Origin of the sequence: Kutzneria sp. NPDC051319 (assembly GCF_040682195.1) — a bacterium.
Lineage (GTDB): Bacteria > Actinomycetota > Actinomycetes > Mycobacteriales > Pseudonocardiaceae > Kutzneria.
This window is the reverse complement of record NZ_JBFBAM010000031.1, coordinates 85,892-102,127: the sequence shown is the minus strand read 5'-3', so window position 1 is coordinate 102,127 and position 16,236 is coordinate 85,892. Positions and strand designations below refer to the sequence as shown.

At 70.5% G+C, this 16,236-nt stretch carries 15 protein-coding genes; 7 read left to right on the top strand and 8 right to left on the bottom strand.

Features of this window, described 5'->3' with window-relative positions; genetic code table 11:
* Positions 1 to 77: 77 nt before the first annotated feature.
* Positions 78 to 641 (bottom strand): hypothetical protein, encoded by a 564-nt coding sequence (locus AB0M73_RS27805; protein WP_363896140.1) that lies wholly within the window; start codon positions 639 to 641, stop codon positions 78 to 80.
* Between the two features lie 167 nt (positions 642 to 808).
* Here AB0M73_RS27805 and AB0M73_RS27800 point away from each other — a divergent pair, with 167 nt between their 5' ends.
* Entirely contained in the window at positions 809 to 3,754 is a 2,946-nt protein-coding gene (locus tag AB0M73_RS27800) for a phosphodiester glycosidase family protein (protein ID WP_363896137.1), read from the top strand.
* A 40-nt stretch (positions 3,755 to 3,794) separates the two neighbouring features.
* Here the strand turns inward: AB0M73_RS27800 and AB0M73_RS27795 are convergent, their stop codons facing one another.
* Positions 3,795 to 5,219, bottom strand: coding sequence for a DHA2 family efflux MFS transporter permease subunit (locus tag AB0M73_RS27795; protein WP_363896134.1), 1,425 nt, complete (start codon positions 5,217 to 5,219; stop codon positions 3,795 to 3,797).
* A gap of 197 nt (positions 5,220 to 5,416) precedes the next feature.
* Positions 5,417 to 6,772 carry an NAD(P)/FAD-dependent oxidoreductase gene (locus tag AB0M73_RS27790; RefSeq protein ID WP_363896131.1) on the bottom strand — a complete coding sequence of 452 codons (1,356 nt, stop codon included), beginning with the start codon at positions 6,770 to 6,772 and terminating at the stop codon, positions 5,417 to 5,419.
* 80 nt (positions 6,773 to 6,852) lie between these two features.
* On the opposite strand from AB0M73_RS27790, the gene AB0M73_RS27785 reads away from it, so the two are divergent.
* On the top strand, positions 6,853 to 7,470 hold the full coding sequence (locus tag AB0M73_RS27785; RefSeq protein WP_363896129.1) for a TetR/AcrR family transcriptional regulator: 618 nt from the start codon (positions 6,853 to 6,855) through the stop codon (positions 7,468 to 7,470).
* Positions 7,471 to 7,624: 154 nt separating this feature from the next.
* Positions 7,625 to 8,533 (top strand): hypothetical protein, encoded by a 909-nt coding sequence (locus AB0M73_RS27780; protein ID WP_363896126.1) that lies wholly within the window; start codon positions 7,625 to 7,627, stop codon positions 8,531 to 8,533.
* Here AB0M73_RS27780 and AB0M73_RS27775 read toward each other — a convergent pair.
* Entirely contained in the window at positions 8,433 to 9,566 is a 1,134-nt protein-coding gene (locus AB0M73_RS27775; protein WP_363896123.1) for an ROK family transcriptional regulator, read from the bottom strand. The genes AB0M73_RS27780 and AB0M73_RS27775 overlap by 101 nt on opposite strands.
* A 29-nt stretch (positions 9,567 to 9,595) precedes the next feature.
* On the opposite strand from AB0M73_RS27775, the gene AB0M73_RS27770 reads away from it, so the two are divergent.
* From AB0M73_RS27770 to AB0M73_RS27755, 4 genes are all read left to right on the top strand, one after another.
* Complete coding sequence (locus AB0M73_RS27770; protein ID WP_363896120.1) at positions 9,596 to 10,624, top strand: Gfo/Idh/MocA family oxidoreductase; 1,029 nt, start codon at positions 9,596 to 9,598, stop codon at positions 10,622 to 10,624.
* A gap of 40 nt (positions 10,625 to 10,664) precedes the next feature.
* Positions 10,665 to 11,399 (top strand): mechanosensitive ion channel domain-containing protein, encoded by a 735-nt coding sequence (locus AB0M73_RS27765; RefSeq protein WP_363896117.1) that lies wholly within the window; start codon positions 10,665 to 10,667, stop codon positions 11,397 to 11,399.
* A 255-nt stretch (positions 11,400 to 11,654) separates the two neighbouring features.
* The gene (locus AB0M73_RS27760; protein WP_363896114.1) at positions 11,655 to 12,278 is read left to right on the top strand and encodes a uridine kinase; all 624 of its coding nucleotides are present in this window, start codon (positions 11,655 to 11,657) and stop codon (positions 12,276 to 12,278) included.
* Between the two features lie 49 nt (positions 12,279 to 12,327).
* Entirely contained in the window at positions 12,328 to 12,681 is a 354-nt protein-coding gene (locus AB0M73_RS27755) for an antibiotic biosynthesis monooxygenase family protein (protein WP_363896111.1), read from the top strand.
* Here the strand turns inward: AB0M73_RS27755 and AB0M73_RS27750 are convergent.
* From AB0M73_RS27750 to AB0M73_RS27735, 4 genes are all read right to left on the bottom strand, one after another.
* On the bottom strand, positions 12,648 to 12,896 hold the full coding sequence (locus AB0M73_RS27750; RefSeq protein WP_363896108.1) for a helix-turn-helix transcriptional regulator: 249 nt from the start codon (positions 12,894 to 12,896) through the stop codon (positions 12,648 to 12,650). The genes AB0M73_RS27755 and AB0M73_RS27750 overlap by 34 nt on opposite strands.
* Positions 12,896 to 13,387 (bottom strand): DUF2975 domain-containing protein, encoded by a 492-nt coding sequence (locus AB0M73_RS27745; protein WP_363896105.1) that lies wholly within the window; start codon positions 13,385 to 13,387, stop codon positions 12,896 to 12,898. Before AB0M73_RS27745 ends, AB0M73_RS27750 begins: the two co-directional genes overlap by 1 nt.
* A 135-nt stretch (positions 13,388 to 13,522) precedes the next feature.
* On the bottom strand, positions 13,523 to 14,704 hold the full coding sequence (locus AB0M73_RS27740) for a glycosyltransferase (RefSeq protein ID WP_363896102.1): 1,182 nt from the start codon (positions 14,702 to 14,704) through the stop codon (positions 13,523 to 13,525).
* Between the two features lie 103 nt (positions 14,705 to 14,807).
* Positions 14,808 to 16,217 (bottom strand): SDR family NAD(P)-dependent oxidoreductase, encoded by a 1,410-nt coding sequence (locus AB0M73_RS27735; protein ID WP_363896099.1) that lies wholly within the window; start codon positions 16,215 to 16,217, stop codon positions 14,808 to 14,810.
* Positions 16,218 to 16,236: the final 19 nt, after the last annotated feature.

Here is a 16,236-nt window from a genome sequence, read left to right as displayed (position 1 = left end):
CCGTTCTTATGCAGGGAAGGACGCCTTACCCGCGTTCAACGAGGGTAAGGCGTCCTTCCCTGCATAAGGGGACGCAGTCAGGCGCCGGGGGCCTGGAAGAGGACGGGGGGCACCACGGCGGGGGCGGTGCGGGGCTGCTCCACGGGCTGGGGCGTGAAGGTGATCTCGGCCACCGGCCCGCGTTCCGGGCGCTTCTCCTCGGCGGCGGGCTCGGCGGCCTGGTCGGCCGTGACCTTCTCGGCGGCCTTCTTCACGGTCTTCTCCTCAACGGCCGGGGCGGCCTTCTCGACGACCGGCTTCTCGGCGACGGGCTTCTGGGCGACGGACTTGTCCGCGGCGAGCTTCTCGGCGGCGGGCTTGTCCGACGCGGCGGGCTTGTCCGGGGTGGCGTCGAGGACCGAGCGGGCCTGATCGATCCACATCGTCCACATGACCTCGTCGCGGGTGCCCTTGACCTCCGCCCGCAGCGCGGACAGAGCGCCGCGGACCTGGGCGGCGAGCACGGAATTGGCCCGCACGTGGGTCCAGATCACCTTGGCTTCGGCGTCCCGGCGCTTGACCACCTGGCGAACCTTGTCCTGCAGCACCGCCCTCGGCAGGTCTTGCCACTGCTCGACGACGGAGGCGGGAGTCGGGGGCATACGACAGCCATCCTTACAAGCTCGTGAAAACATCGTTCGGGCTGGACAAATGGCGCGGCCCCGCCCTGTCGCGATTCTAGCCGCCGTTCGCGGAGCGTGACGCCACGCTGGGCCGAATCGGTGAGGAACTTGCATCAAGCCTACCCTGTGGGCAAATTATCAACCTCATGAGGCCGGCCTCGCTGTCCGCACTCGCCGCGTTCCTGGTCGTCATCTCGTTGACGGCAACACCCTCCGCCACCGCGGATTCCACCGGGGAAACTACCCCTCCACCTCCCGTTCAGGTCGACGACACGGCCAAGCCGGTCGGCCCGGGCACCACCCTGTCCACCTTCACCCGGGTCGACCCGAACGGCTGGCTGCGCGGTGACGTGCTCACCGCCGACCTGAGCGATCCACGCCTGACCGTGGGCCTGCTCACGCCGCCGCACGTCGGCCAGGTCGAGACCGTGACCGCGATGGCCACCGCCCAGCACGCCTTCGCCGGCGTGAACGGGGACTTCTTCGACATCAACAACACCGGCGCGCCCCGGGGCGTCGAGGTGTCGAAGGGGCAGCTGATCAAGGGCCCCTGGACCGATCCGCAGCCGTGGCGGCCGTCGGTGGGCGTGGACGTGAACGACATCGGGCGCATTGTGAACGCCTATCTGGACGGCCATGTCACGCTGCCGACCGGGCAGTTCCCGTTGGACGGACTGAACCAGGAGCAGGCGCCGCCGAACGGTCTCGCGGTGTTCACGCCGGCGTGGGGAACGGCATCCCGCGCGTTCTACAACGTGACCAAGGTTCACGAACTGACCGTGGTCAACGGGGTTGTCGCCGCGCACGCCGCGGGCGCGGGCTCGGGACCGATTCCGGACAACGGATTTGTGCTGTCCGGCACGGGATCCGACGCGGATCTGCTGGCCGCCGTGGCCGTCGGCGCCCCGATTTCCGTGACGTACGCGCCGAAGACCGATCCGGCCGACTCGTTCCAGGCGCTGATGGGCGTGCGGGACGTGGCGGTGCGGGACGGGCAGGTGCAGACCCTCGACGACACCGCGCTGAACCCGGAGACGGCGGTCGGGTTCTCGCAGGACGGCAAGAAGATGCAGCTGGTGGTCATCGACGGGCGCTCGACCGCCAGCCGCGGTGTGACCGAGCAGCAGCTGGCCGACATCATGCAGCAGCGTGGGGCCTACAACGCGGTCATCATCGACGGCGGCGGCTCCTCCAGCCTGGTCAGCCGCGACGCCGGCACGCCGAACGCGTGGCAGCGCAATGTGCCCTCGGACGGTGTGGAACGCGAGGTGGGCAACGGGATCGGTCTGTTCGCCGCGCCCGGCAGCGGCCGGCTCACGGGCATCGATCTGACCACCGGGGACAAGGTGTTCACCGGATTGCACCGCCAGCTCAAGGCGACCGGCCACGACGAGCAGTACGGGCCGGCCGATCTCGGGACCCCACGGTGGATCGGGGCGGACCGCGACGGCTTGGTCACCGGCCGTCAACCCGGGACGCTGGACGTCGCCGTGACGGCCAAGGGCATCACCCAGCGGGGCAAGATCCAGGTGCTGCCCAGGCTGACCCGGATCGCCGCCACGCCGCGGACCGTGTCGCTGCTGGCCGGGCAGACCGGGCTCGTGCAGGTCACGGGTTACGACGCGATCGGCGACTCGGCGGCGATCGATCCTGTCGACACCAGGCTGGACTACGACCGCTCGCTCGTGTCGATCACCCCGAATCCCGACGGCACGCTGGCCATCACGCCGAAGGCCCCGCAGGGCACCGGGGTCGTGACCGTGCACGTGGGCGACCGCGTGACGGCATTCGGCGTGACCGTGGGGTTGAAGTCCGAGCCGGTGACCGGATTCGACGACGTGACGGGCTGGAAGTTCAGCTCCGCCCGGGGATCCGGGGCCATCAGCCCCGCCCCCGGCCAGACCGGCGGCGCGCTCCGGCTGAACTTCGACTTCACCAAGTCCATCGACACCAGGACCGCCGTGGCCGCCGCGCCGACGCCGATCCCGGTCGACGGCACCGCCCGGCAGTTCGAGATGTCCGTCGACGGCGACGGCAAGGGCGAGTGGCTGGCCGCGCTGATCACCGACGCGTCCGGGGCCAACAGCTCCGTCTACGGCGATCACGTCACCTGGAACGGTTGGCAGAAAACGACTTTCACCATCCCAGCGACGGTGAAGTCGCCGATCACCGTGCGCGGCGTCGAGGCGATCGAGGCGACGCGGGCCCAGTACAGCGGGCAGCTGGACTTCGACGACCTGACCGCCGGGGCGGCTCTGCCGGTCACCGTGCCGCCGGATCCGCCGGTGCTCGACCCGCTGGTCCGCGAACAGTCCACTTCGGACGGCGGCGTGGCGGTGATCTCCTCGGTGACCGACAAGGCCCTGGCCGAGGCCGTCGCCTCGCACCCGAAGTTCCTGGTGGTCGACGGCATCTCCGGCGAGCAGGCCAAGGCCGAGGTCGACGCGGCCGTGCGGGGGCGGTTCCCGGTCTACTACTCCCCCGGCGCGGACTACGGCCCCGACTGGACGAGCGTGTTCGGGCCGGACCACCAGACGTTCGTACGGGACGGAATCCGCTATGTGCTGCTGAACTCGGCCACCGGGGCGCTGCGCACCTCTGACTACGCACAACTGTCGGGGCTGCGGGCCCAGCTCACCGGGCGGGTGGTCGTCGTCACCTATGGGATCACCGACCCCAACGAGCGGCGAATGCTCGACGAATGGTTGCCGCACAACGCCCAGGTGATCGACGCCCACGGCCCCGTCGGGGTGGAACGCGACGACGGTGTGCCCTGGATCCACGGGCCGACGGCGACCACCGGCTGGACCACGGTCAACGGCCAGGTGCAGTTCCGGCCGATCCTGGACGGCATCACGATCACGGTCGCCGACAACAGGATCACGGCCGCCAGCACCCAGGGACTGCCGTTGCGGTACCCGATGAGCGTGACCTGGAGCGGCAGCCACGGCGTGCACATCGGCGACACGCACTGCGGCTGGGGCGATGTCCTGGCCTTCGATCCCACCACCGGCGACTACGAACGCTGCCGGCCGGGGCCGGCATCGCTGACCATCACCGCCAACGACGCCAGCCAGACCGTCAAGCTGTGAAACGAGAAGCGGCCTCCGGTGTGAACCGGGGGCCGCTTCGTCACGCCTCTACCGTTTTGCGTTTCGACATGAACAGCGAGCCGACGACGCCGATCGTGCCCAGGCAGCCGGCCACGATGAACGCGGCCCGCAGGCCGCTGGCGTCCGGCCCGGCCACGCCGTCGAGCGTGGCCAGGGTGGCCACCGCGACGAACAACGTCGTGCCGAGAGCGCCCATCACCTGCTGCAACGTGGACATGATCGCGCTGCCGTGGGAGTACAGGTTCTCCGGCAGGTCGTTGAGGCCCTCGGTGAACAGCGGCGTCATCATCAGGCCCAGGCCGCCCATCAGCAGCACCTGGATGCCGATCACCTCGATCAGCGGCGAGTCCGCGCTCAGCGTGGCGAACAGCCACAGGGCCACCGCCATCGCCACCGCGCCGGGAATCACCAGCGGCCGCGCGCCGATCTTGTCGTACAGCGCGCCGACCGGGCGGCCGAGCAGGCCGAGCACCAGGCCGCCGGGCAGCACGGCCAGGCCGGTGACGAAGGTGCTCTGGTGCAGCACGGTCTGCAGGTACAGCGGCAGCAGGATCGCGCCGGCGCCGATGAGGCACATGAACAGCACGCTGGTCAGCACCAGGGAGACCACGAAGCTGCGGTGCGTGAACGGGCGCAGGTCGAGCAGCGCCCGATCCTCACGCTGGAGCCGGAGCTGGCGCCAGGTGAACAGCACCAGCGACACGACGCCGACCACGACCGACAGCCACGGCGGCAGCGGCTGGCTGGACGGGTCGGCGCTGCCGGACAGGCCGAACAGCACGCCGCCGAAACCGAGCGCGGACAGGATCACCGACCAGATGTCCAACGGCACCTGCCGGGTCTCGCTGTCCAGCTTGAGCAGGAACGCGCCGGCGATCAGCGCGGCGACGGCCAGCGGCAGCACGATGCCGAACATCCAGCGCCAGCCCAGCGAGGACAGCACCGCGCCGCCGATCGTCGGGCCGATGGCCGGGGCCACCGCGATGACGATCGTGATGGTGCCCATGGCCGCGCCACGGCGCTCCGCCGGCACCAGCTTCATCACGGTGGTCATCAGCAGCGGCAGCATCACCGCGGTGCCGCAGGCCTGCACGATGCGGCCGATCAGCAGCATCGGGAAACCCGTGGCCACCGCGCACAGCAGCGTGCCGAGGCTGAACGCGGACAGCGAGATCAGGAAGACCTGGCGCGGCGTGAGCCGCTCCAGCATGAAGCCGGTGGTCGGGATGACCACCGCCATGGTCAGCAGGAAGCCACTGGTCAGCCACTGCACGGTGGTGGTCGGGATTTTCAGGTCCACGCTCAGGTCCCGCAGCGCGACGCTCAGGATCGTCTCGTTGAGGATCATCACGAACGCGGACAGCACCAGGATCCCGATCAGCAGCCAGGGTCTGGCGGGCGCTCGGCTCTCCGTGGCGTGCTCGGTCGGCATGGTGTGTGTCATCAGCGGGATCCCCCCGTCGGCAGCGTCCGCATTCGATGGCAGCACACGGCGCTGGCAGCGGTCACAGCAAGAATGTCTGAGATCGCCATCATGTCATGGACGACGCGACACGCCGTCCGAATTATTCCACTCGCACAGATAGTCAACAGCCCCTCACCGCAGGTCAGCGGCAAGGGGCTGTCGACGTCGAGACGGCGTTACTTCTTGGCGAAGTCCTGACGGCTCAACATGTTGCTGATCTGGCCGGCGTCGAGCGCGCGGGGCTCGGCCACGTGCACCATCGAGACGACCTCACGGCCAAGGAGGCCGGCGCCGATCCACCCGAAGAGGATGCGCACCTTGCGGTTGAACGTCGGCATCTTGGCCACGTGGTACGCGCGGTGCGCGGCCCAGGCGGTCCAGCCCTTGCCCTTGGTGTTGTAGACGTCGGCGACGCCCTTGTGCAGGCCGAGGCTGGCGACGGCGCCCACGTTCTTGTGGAAGTAGTCGACGACCTTCTTGTCCCGCAGCGAGGCCAGGATGTTGTCGGCGAGCACCTTGGCCTGACGCACGGCGTGCTGCGCGTTGGGAGCGCAGGTGGCGTCGGGGTCCTGGTCCCGCTTGGACAGGTCCGGCACGCTGGCGCAGTCGCCGGCCGCCCAGATCACGCCCTCGTGGCCCTGCACCCGCATCGCGGCGTCGGCCACCACGCGCTTGCGCTGGTCGAGCGGCATGCCGGCCTCGGCCAGCACCGGGTTGGCGGTGACGCCGGCGGTCCAGATGATCGTGTCGCTGTCGTACTCGGTGCCGTCGGACAGCTTGACGTGGCCGTTCTCCACGCTCTGCGCGAAGGTCTTGAGGAAGACCTCGATGCCGCGCTGGCGCAGCTTGTCCACCGTGTACACGCCGAGGCTCTCGCGGACCTCGGGCAGGATCCGCGGCGCGGCCTCGACCAGCACCCAGCGCATGTCGTTGGGCTCGATGGTCGTGTAGTACTTCAGCGCCGAGCGGGCCATGTCCTCGAGCTCGCCCAGGGCCTCCACGCCGGCGAAGCCGCCGCCGATGACCGTGAAGGTGAGCAGCTTGCGACGGGTGGCGGCGTCGGTGGTGCTGGCCGCCAGGTCCAGCCGCGAGAGCACGTGGTTGCGCAGGTAGACGGCCTCGCCGATGGTCTTGAGGCCGATGCCGTGCTCGGCCAGGCCCGGGATCGGCAGCAGGCGGGTGACCGCGCCGAGGGCCACGACGAGGGTGTCGTACGGGACCTCGTCGATCGTGCCGCTCTCGGTCTTCACCGTGACGATCTTGCGGTCGGGGTCGACGGCGGTGACACGCGCGGTGCGCACGTGGCAGCGGTCCAGGGTCCGACGCAGCGGGACGGTGACGTGGCGGGGCTCGATGGAGCCGGCCGCCGCCTCCGGGAGGAACGGCTGGTACGTCATGTGCGGCTGCGGGTCGATCACCGTCACGGACGCTTCGTTGGAGCGCAGCTTCTTCTGGAGACGCAGCGCGGTGTAGAGGCCCACGTAGCCTCCACCGAGCACGACGATTCGAGCGGGCTGCTTCCTGCTGGCCACGGCCGATTCCCCTCCGGGTTGGATACACCAATGCACTGAATGCACCGACGTACTGAGTGTAGAGCTGTATCGTGTCAGTCATGGGGCTTTCTGACAGTGACGTCAGCCACGCATCGGAGTCGGCGCCGCGCAAACGGGTGCACACGAAGGCGCGACTACTCCGTGCGGCGGTCGAGGTCCTCGCGGAGCGTGGTTACCACGCGTCCTCGATCGACGAGATCTGCGCCCGGGCGGGCTACACCCGGGGTGCGTTCTACTCCAACTACACCAGCAAGGACGAGCTGGTGGTGGAGGTCTTCGACCAGTACGCCACCGACCGCCGGGCGCGGCTGGCCGTGCTCGCGGCCAGCGACGTGACCCCGGACATGCTGGCCAGGGAGCTGCTGGAGCTCAACGAGCAGGACAGCGCCCTGAGCACGGTGATCCTGGAGTTCCGCATCCACGCGGTGCGCAACCCCGACCTGGTTGCCCGGTTGGACCAACACGACGACGAGGCCTCGACGGCGTTCGGTGAACTTCTGGCGAAAGTCCTGCCGGCCGACTCCGCGCTCGCCGCGGTGCCGCCCAAGCAGCTCGCCACCTTCCTGCTCGCCCTGCGCGCCGGCACCCTGACGAGAATCCTGCACGGGGGCACCAGCGCCACCCAGGCCAGCGACGCGTTCCACACCGTGCTCAGCACGCTGATCTCGATCAGATGATCGGCACTATGACCTTGACTACCCTCTGTGGAAATTCACCCCCGGGTAAGAGGTAGGATGGAGAACGCCCTGCGGCTGCCGTTCAGCCGGCTCGCGGGTATTGGCCCGTCTGGCACACTGTTTGAGTGGAAACCCACTCGGGGGTACGCCTCACATGATCAAACAGCAGAACACTGCTAACCCTGCCACCGACGAGTTCCTCGCCGCGGTGGATATCAGTGCTGGTCAGCGCGTATTGCAGGTCGCGGTCGGTGATCGTCTGCTCGATCCGGACGAGGTCACCACCGTCTCCGGCGACGCCGCGTACTACGGCGACCCCACGGCCGCCCCGTACGACCGCATCGTGGTCACCGCGGGGGTGGCCGGCATCTCGCCGCACTGGCTGGATCAGCTGGCCCCGGGCGGCGTGATCTACGCCCCGGTGGCCCACGGCGGCATGCATCCCGTGCTCGCCGTGACCAAGCGTGCCGCCGGCCCGCATGCCCGCCCGGTGCTGTGGGGCGACTTCCCGCCCGCCACCGGCCCGCTGCGCCCGGACGCGCTGTTCCACGACCCGAACCGCGTGCTGCGCGGCCCGGCCAGCTATCGGCTGCCCGGCGGTCACCTCGCCCTCGACGAGGACAACTACCAGGACCTCTGGTTCTTCCTGGCCGCGCGGGACGCCAAGATCACCCGCGCCGAGCTGGACGACCCGGACTTCGATCCGGACCGGGGCCGGCTGGCCAAGCACGAGCCGGCGCACGGCACCGCCTGGATCCAGACCGACGGCTCGATCACCGCGGTCGGCGAGGGCAGCACCACCGTGCTCAACCTGCTGCTGGCCCAGGCCACGCAGTGGGACAAGACGTTGGACCGGCCGCGGTTCACCCAGTGGCAGTGCGGCTTCCAGCTCGACACGCTGGTCAGCCATCCGCTGTGGCTGCCACACCGCTGGCAGCTGTCCACCCCGGCGACCACGCGGTTCAGCCCCGTCGAGCCGCGAGCGCATCGCTGGCCGTCAGAGACGCGGCCAGCGGTGACGTCGCCGCGCCGACCGCGACCAGCTGCGGCCCCCAGCCGCTGAGCATCGCCTCGACACCGCAACCGTGCAGGGCCCGGCCGACCCCTTCCAGGTAGGCCGGGGCAGCCCGCCCGGCCAGTACTACGCGGTCCAGGTCGAGCAGGTTCACCAGGTCCATCACGGCCACGCCGAGCAGGTCGCCCGCCCAGGCGACCTCGGCGTGGTCGAGCTGCGCGAAGCGCGTGAGCACCAGGGACTCCGGCACCGGCTCGCCCGCCGCCTTCGCCACGACCGCGGCCGGCCCGCACAGCGCCTCCAGGCAGCCGCGGCGGCCGCACACGCACGGCGGGCCGTCCAGGGCCATGACCGTGTGCCCGAACTCGCCGGCGTTGGTCCGCCCGCCGCGGTAGACGCGGCCGTCCAGCACCAGGCCGGCGCCGATGCCCGTGCCGACGTAGATCATCGCCGTCTGCCGGGGCAGGTCGGTGGTCCACAGCTCCGCCAGCACCGCCGTGTTGGTGTCCTTGTCGACGATCACCGGCAGGTCCAGGGCGTCCGTCAACATCGGACCGAGCGCGGCGTTTTCCCAGCCGGGCAAGCGATTCGCGTGATGCAGCACGCCGGTGCGGTGGTCGAGCGGGCCCGGGCAGCCGACGCCGACGCCGGCCAGCGTGGCCGGGTCCACTGTGGACGCCAGGCGGCGGATCGGCTCCACCAGCTCGGTGATCGAGCCGACCAGGCCCGGCCGGTGGTCGGCGGCGACGACCCGGCCCGACAGGTCGACCAGCACCAGGCGCAGCTCGTCCCGGTCGAGGTGGACGCCGACGGCGTGCCGGGCCTCGGGCACCAGCCGCAGCAGGGTCGTCGGGCGGCCGACCGTCGGGGCAGCCTGGCCCGACGCGGGCTGACTCCACTCGGCGACCGATCCGGCCTCGATGAGCCTCGTCACGATTTTCGACACGGCCTGGGCCGTGAGGCCGGTAAAGTTCGCCAGGTCGGCCCGGCTGATGCCGTTGTGGCGGCGGATCAGGTCCAGGACCAGGCCCGCGTTGTGGTCGCGCAGTGCGCCGAGGTTCGCGCCAGGTTTGCTTTGCATTTACGCAACAGTGTTGATTAACTCGGGCCATGCACGCAAGCACCGATCTGCGGGTGGGGCTGCTCGGCTACGGCATCGCGGGCGCCGTCTTCCACGCCCCGCTGATCGCGGCCACCCCCGGCCTGCGCCTGGCCGCCGTCGTGACGGCCAATCCCGAGCGCAGGCACCAGGTCGCCGCCGACCACCCCGGCACGCTCACGCTCGACCGCGCCGAGCAGCTGTGGTCCGAGGAGCTGGACCTCGTCGTCGTCGCCACGCCCAACCGCACCCACGTGCCGCTGGCCACCGAGGCGCTCGACGCCGGCTTCGCCGTGGTCGTGGACAAGCCGTTCGCGCCGACCGCCGAGGAGGCGCGCAAGCTCGCCGCGCACGCCCGTGAGCTCGGGCTGCCGCTGGCCGTGTTCCACAACCGCCGGTGGGACAACGACTTTCGCACCGTCCGGCAGCTCATCGACGCCGGCGAGCTCGGCGCCGTGCACCGCTTCGAGTCCCGGTTCGAGCGCTGGCGGCCCACCCCCAAGGGCGGCTGGCGTGAACTCGGCGACCCGGCCGAGGCCGGCGGCGCCCTGTACGACCTGGGTTCGCACCTCATCGACCAGGCCCTCCAGCTGTTCGGGCCGGTTCGGTCCGTCTACGCCGAACTGGACCGCCGCCGGGCCGGCGTGCAGGTCGACGACGAGTCCTTCGTGGCGCTGACCCACAAGAGCGGCGTCCGGTCGCACCTGTGGATGGGGGCGCTCACCCCGCAGCTCGGGCCGCGGATGCGGGTCCTCGGCGACAAGGCCGGCTATGTGAAGTTCGGCCTGGACGGGCAGGAGGACGCCCTGCGGGCGGGCAACCGCCCCGGCGGTCCCGAGTGGGGCGTCGAGCCGTCGGCCCTGTCCGGTCAGCTCGGCGTCGACGGCTCGCTGCGGCGCGTCACGTCGGTTCCCGGCGCGTACCAGGACTTCTACGCCCTCATGCGTGACGCCGTGCGCGGCGAGGGGCACGTGCCGGTGACGCCCGAGGAGGCCATCGCCGTGCTGGAGGTCATCGAGCAGGCCCGCGCCGGGGCGTGAGAGTCTGTCCGCTGACCTCGTTCGGCGGCAGGAGATGCACATGGCACGGCGGCTGTTTCCCGACACCAAGCGCACCATCGGCGCCGGGACCCTGGCTGCGTTGATCGTCATCGCCGTCGAGATCTTCGGCGGGCTCGACGCCGGCGCCATGGCGTGGCAGAAGGTCGTGTCGATCTCCGGGGCGTTCCTGTTCCTGGCCGTGATGGTCATCGCCATCCGCAACCTCGGCAACGTCGTCGTGCGGCACACCCAGTCGCACATCGGCATCAGCCACGCCGGCATCATCCGCCTGGGCATCTCGCTGGTCGGCTACCAGGTCGCCGTCGTCACCGCGCTGGGCATGCTCAACGTCGGCATCGGCCAGCTGCTGGTCGGCGGCGCCCTCACCGGCGTCGTCGTCGGCATCGCCTGCCAGCAGTCCCTCGGCAACCTCTTCGCCGGCCTCGTCCTGCTGGTCTCCCGGCCGTTCACCATCGGCGACCAGATCGTCGTCCACTCCGGGGCCCTCGGCGGGCCACACCTCGGCATGGTGGTGGAGATGGGCCTCGTGTACGTCGTGTTGAACACCGACGACGGGGTCGTGCGCCTGCCCAACAGCGCCGTCCTCGCCGCCGGCGTCGGCCCTCGCCCGGCGACCGACCCCGAGCCCACGCCCCAGATCGCCCCCGACCCGGCCGCCGCCCCCACTCCCGCCGCTGCCGCCGGAGCCGTCCCCGCCGCCGCCGCGCCCCACTCCCCCGCGCCCGCCACGCCTCCCGCTCCGGCCAAGGAGTGAGGCGTCGCCCTCCCCGCCCGGGGTCCCCCACGTGAGTGGCTCATTTTCGCTCCAGCGCCACCTGAGCCACTCACGTACAGCGTTCCCAGCCACCCCACCCCCACACCACGTGAGTGGCTCATTTACGCCCCAGCCACACCTGAGCCACTCACGTACAACCCGCCCCCTCCACATGAGTGGCTCATGTGGCCCCAGGGCGCATCGGAGCCACTCAGGTGACAACACACCTCCCCCCGCGTCGAAGGGCTCGTTCGCATGAGGGTTCGTCCCGTCTCCTTCGACGTCCTCGTCGAGCAGCTGGCCGACCGGATCGCGGCTCTCGGGCCGTCGCGGCTGCGGGTCCTGGTCGACGCCGCCCCGGCGGCGCGGCCGGAGGAGCTCGCGGAGGCGCTGGTGGATCCCCTGCGCCTGCGCGGACGGTCCGTGCTTCGGGTGTCGGCCAACGACTTTCTCCGGCCGGCTTCGCTGCGGTTCGAGCACGGACGCACGGATCCCGACTCGTACTTCGAGGACTGGCTCGACCTCAGCGGCCTGGCCCGTGAGGTGCTGGACCCGGCCGATCCGGCCGGCAGCGGCTCGGTGCTTCCCTCACTGTGGAACGCGGACACCGATCGGGCCAGCCGAGTGTCCTATGTGGAGATACCCGCGAACGGAATAGTACTGCTGGACGGGGCTTTGCTGCTCGGCCGATGGCTGCCGTTCGACTTCACGGTCCACCTGGACCTGTCCCCCGCCGCCCTGCGCCGCCGCACCCCGGCCGACGACCACTGGACGCTGCCGGCCTTCGACCGCTACCGCGCCGAGGTCGAGCCGGCCACCGTCGCCGACGTCGTGGTGAAGTTCGACGATCCCCGGCATCCGGCGATCATCGAGCCCTAGACTCTCGGCGCGACGTCACAAGTCGGGGCGCTGCCCGGTCTTGTTGGGCATGAGCCATTCCCTGGAGTCGAAGACCGGCGTCGACCGGCCGGTCACCGTGATCAAGACCTACACCGTGCCGGCGGCCGAAGCCGATCGCTTCGTCGAGGCGTACCAGGAGAACGCCCGGATCATGGCCACCCAGCCCGGCTTCCTGCGCTCCCGCCTGCACCGGCCGCTGGCCGACGCCCCCGAGGCCCGGTTCGTGCACATCGCCGACTGGAGCTCCGGCACCGCCCTCGACCTGGCCACCGCCAATCCCGAGTGGCACGCCGCCCTGCGGCGCCTGTTCGACGACTCCGGCCTGCACATCACCTCGGAGCCCGCCGCCTACCGCGTCGCGGTCGAGCTCAACCCGTCCTGACCCGCGGCCTCCTCGGCGACCCAGCGCAGGATGTCGCCGGGCTGGCATTCGAGCACGTCGCAGAGGGCGGCCAGGGTCGCGAAGCGCACCGCCTTGGCCCGGCCGTTCTTGAGCACGGCGAGGTTGGCCGGCGTGATGCCGATCCGGTCGGCCAGCTCGCCCACGGACATCTTCCGCTTGGCCAGCATGACGTCGATGTCGACGGCGATCGGCATCAGATCACCTCGTCGAGCTCGGCCCGCAGCTGCGTGGCCTCGCCGTCGCGATCGACCGCCTGGACGAGCAGCATCCGCAGCACCAGCACGATCAGCGCGACGCCGAGGACGCCGAGGCCGATCCCACCCATGATCAGCGTGACACCCGGGTCGTCCCGCTGCCCCGGCGCGTTGATCGCCGTCACCGCGAACCACACCAGCGCCATCGCCACGATCGAGCCGATCACGCCGTCCACGTAGCGGAAGGCGGTGTGCGAGAACACCGTTCCCCGACGCACCATCGTCACCAGCCGCCACACGCAGACCAGGGCGACCTCGACCGCCACCAGGCCGATGATCGTCAGCACCCGGAACGCGGTCAGCGGCAGCCGGCCGTCCTCCGGGTCGCTGCCGCTCACCACCGTCCAGACCATGAACACCTGCACCAGCACAGCACCGACGAACACCACCGCGAGCACAGCGCGTAGCGCGTGCACGGTCAGCTTGCCCATACCCCGTCCTCCCATCGACTTACGATGGGAATCTATCGAATCTCGATAGGTAGCGCAATGGGATGGACGGCAGTCATGGTTGCGGCCGCGTTTTCGACGCCGCCGTAACACGTTCACGAGGTGGCGGCCGGCGGCTCAGGCGGCCGTCGCGCTCAGCGGCATTCGGGTGCGCCTGCCCACGCGCCGGATGAGCCGCGCGTACGAGGCGATCATGCGGCGGCGGTCGAACTGGGCACGGCTGGCCAGCAGCGCGGGACCGAATTCGTCGCGGCGGGCCAGCGCCTCCGCCCAAGCCGCGGCGATGGCCTCGGGGTCGGGCGGGGTGAGCAGGCCGCGGCCGACGACGATCGACGCGCAGTCGCCGACGTCGGTGGCGACTGGGATCGCGCCGCACATCATGCCCTCGATCAGACACAGCGGGGCCGCCTCGCCGAACGACGACGTCAACGACACCACGTCGGCCGCGGCGAACAGCGACTGGGGGTCATCACGCACCCCGAGCCGATGCAGCCGCGACGACGCTGCCAGGCCGACCACCGCCAGATCCTCGGTGAGCAGCGGGTTCGTCGTGGTCATCCCGGCCCCGCACAGCACGACATGCGCGTCCGGCCGTGCCGCCAGAAAAACCGCCGCGGCCGCCAGGAAGAGCGGCACGTTCTTCATCAGGTCGTAGCGCGCGGCGAACACGATCACCGGTACGTCGGGAAGGATGCCCAGCGCATGGCGCAGCCGGGCCCGGGCCGGCCGGTCTGGGCAGAACCGGCGCGCGTCGACCCCGTTGGGGATCACCTTGAGCAGGTCGGCGGGAATTCCGGCGGCCCGATAGGCCGCCCTGGTCGATTCGGCGCAGCACACCAGCGCCGTGACGGCTCCGGCGCTCACCGCGGTGCTCAGCTCGGCCAGCGCCGGCCCCTGGTTCTCGGGATCGGACCGGTGCAGGCAGGTGATCACGGGTTTGCCCCGCGCGCCGGCTTGGTTGACCAGACGCAGCGGCTGTTCCTTGAGCGTGAGGACGACGTCCACACCGGACACTTCCCGCTCGAACACCGCCAGCTCCGCCTCGTCGAAGTCGGCCGGCCCGGTGCTGCCGGCACGTAGCGCGGACACCGGCAGGCCCGTGGCGACCAGCTTGCGATAGCTGGCGTCGTCCTGCATCCGTTGCAGCGTCGCCTCACGGTGTGCCTGCCCGTGAATGCTCAGGACGCGATGCCGCTGGCCATGGCCATGCAGGCCGGCCAACACGTCGCTGTGCAGAATGCGCGCTCCACCGCTGAAGAACCCCTCGTAGAGGGACAGCACACTGATGTCACCGGCCACCCGCACATGGTGTGGCACCCCGTGTTACGCGCTTCCAGCACGGCGAAAACGCCGCGTAAATTCGTCTCTCCCACGCAGTTGAAGGTTGCACGGACTTGAGTGCTCACCAGGGCGACGGGGAGTAGTCCTTGAGGAAGCAGCCGTGCAGGTCCTCGCCGGCTTCGCCGCGGACGATCGGGTCGTAGACCCGGGCGGCTCCGTCGACCAGGTCGAGCGGGGCGTGGAAGCCCTCGTCGGCCAGCCGGAGCTTGGTCGGGTGCGGACGCTCGTCGGTGATCCACCCGGTGTCGACGGCGGTCATCAGGATGCCGTCGGACAGCATCTCGGCCGAACTGGTGTGGGTGAGCATGTTGAGCGCCGCCTTGGACATGTTCGTGTGCGGATGCCCGGCCCCCTTGTAGGCCCGGCCGAACTGGCCCTCCATGGCGGAGACGTTGACGACGTACTTCCGCCGGGCCGCGGCGGCGGCCATCGCCGGGCGCAGCCGGCTGATGAGGATGAACGGCGCCGTCTGGTTGCAGAGCTGCACCTCCAGCAGCTCGATGGGGTCGACCTGGTCGACGGTCTGCGTCCAGCTGTTGATGGAGGCCAGGTCGGGGGTGAGACCGGCGGCGTCGATGGCGGTGCCGGCGGCGTAGCGCTCAAGGGAGGCGGAGCCGGCCACCAGTGCCAGCGAGGTCACGTCGACGCCGAGCGAGGTGCCGGTGAGCGCCAGCGGATGGGGGTCGTGGGCGCTGCCGAGGGTGATCATCTCGGGCAGCGGGCCGGCGGGCAGCGCGTCGGACTCGGCCTCCACCAACAGGGAGTAGGAGCCGGGCGAGCGGCGCACGGTCTGGGCGGCGTTGTTGATCAGGATGTCCAGCGGCCCGGCCGCCGCGACGGTGTCGGCCAGGGCGACGACCTGGCCCGGGTCACGCAGGTCGACGCCGACGACCCGAAGGCGGTGCAGCCAGTCGGCGCTGTCGGGCATGGCGGCGAACCGGCGCACGGCGTCACTGGGGAATCGGGTGGTGATGGTGGTGTGAGCGCCGTCCCGCAGCAGCCGCAGCGCGATGTACATGCCGATCTTGGCCCGGCCGCCGGTGAGCAGCGCGGTCCGGCCGGTCAGGTCGGTGCGGGCGTCCCGCTTGGCCCGGTTGAACGCGGCGCAGGACGGGCAGAGCTGGTGGTAGAAGGCGTCCACCTCGACGTACCGCTGCTTGCAGACGTAGCAGGAGCGGGCCCGCAGCAGGGTGCCGGCGGTGGCGCCGACGACGGAGGACACCAGCGGGATGCCCTGGGTCTCGTCGTCGATGCGGACGGCGGAGCCGGTCGCGGTCTGCGCGGTGACCTGGCGGTCGGCTTCCGTCATGGCCTTGCGGGCCTGGCTGCGCCGGTCCTGCCGGGCCAGTTTGGCGATCTTGGAGGAGGCCCGCCGCAGCTGGACCGCCGTCGGGTGCTCCGGTGGCAGCGCGGACACCGCCGCCAACACCTTCAGGCACGTCTCCAGCTCAGCAGGGTCGATCTCGGACATGACCGGCACTCTAACGTTG

Bases quoted from the DNA above. Each gene is read 5' to 3' on its own strand.
- AB0M73_RS27750 (WP_363896108.1), bottom strand. From the start codon at position 12,896: ATGCCGATCGCCGTCGACATCGACGTCATGCTGGCCAAGCGGAAGATG.
- AB0M73_RS27775 (WP_363896123.1), bottom strand. From the start codon at position 9,566: ATGCAAAGCAAACCTGGCGCGAACCTCGGCGCACTGCGCGACCACAAC.
- AB0M73_RS27780 (WP_363896126.1), top strand. From the start codon at position 7,625: ATGATCAAACAGCAGAACACTGCTAACCCTGCCACCGACGAGTTCCTC.
- AB0M73_RS27755 (WP_363896111.1), top strand. From the start codon at position 12,328: ATGAGCCATTCCCTGGAGTCGAAGACCGGCGTCGACCGGCCGGTCACC.
- AB0M73_RS27785 (WP_363896129.1), top strand. From the start codon at position 6,853: ATGGGGCTTTCTGACAGTGACGTCAGCCACGCATCGGAGTCGGCGCCG.
- AB0M73_RS27735 (WP_363896099.1), bottom strand. From the start codon at position 16,217: ATGTCCGAGATCGACCCTGCTGAGCTGGAGACGTGCCTGAAGGTGTTG.
- AB0M73_RS27795 (WP_363896134.1), bottom strand. From the start codon at position 5,219: ATGACACACACCATGCCGACCGAGCACGCCACGGAGAGCCGAGCGCCC.
- AB0M73_RS27770 (WP_363896120.1), top strand. From the start codon at position 9,596: ATGCACGCAAGCACCGATCTGCGGGTGGGGCTGCTCGGCTACGGCATC.
- AB0M73_RS27760 (WP_363896114.1), top strand. From the start codon at position 11,655: ATGAGGGTTCGTCCCGTCTCCTTCGACGTCCTCGTCGAGCAGCTGGCC.
- AB0M73_RS27745 (WP_363896105.1), bottom strand. From the start codon at position 13,387: ATGGGCAAGCTGACCGTGCACGCGCTACGCGCTGTGCTCGCGGTGGTG.
- AB0M73_RS27800 (WP_363896137.1), top strand. From the start codon at position 809: ATGAGGCCGGCCTCGCTGTCCGCACTCGCCGCGTTCCTGGTCGTCATC.
- AB0M73_RS27765 (WP_363896117.1), top strand. From the start codon at position 10,665: ATGGCACGGCGGCTGTTTCCCGACACCAAGCGCACCATCGGCGCCGGG.
- AB0M73_RS27805 (WP_363896140.1), bottom strand. From the start codon at position 641: ATGCCCCCGACTCCCGCCTCCGTCGTCGAGCAGTGGCAAGACCTGCCG.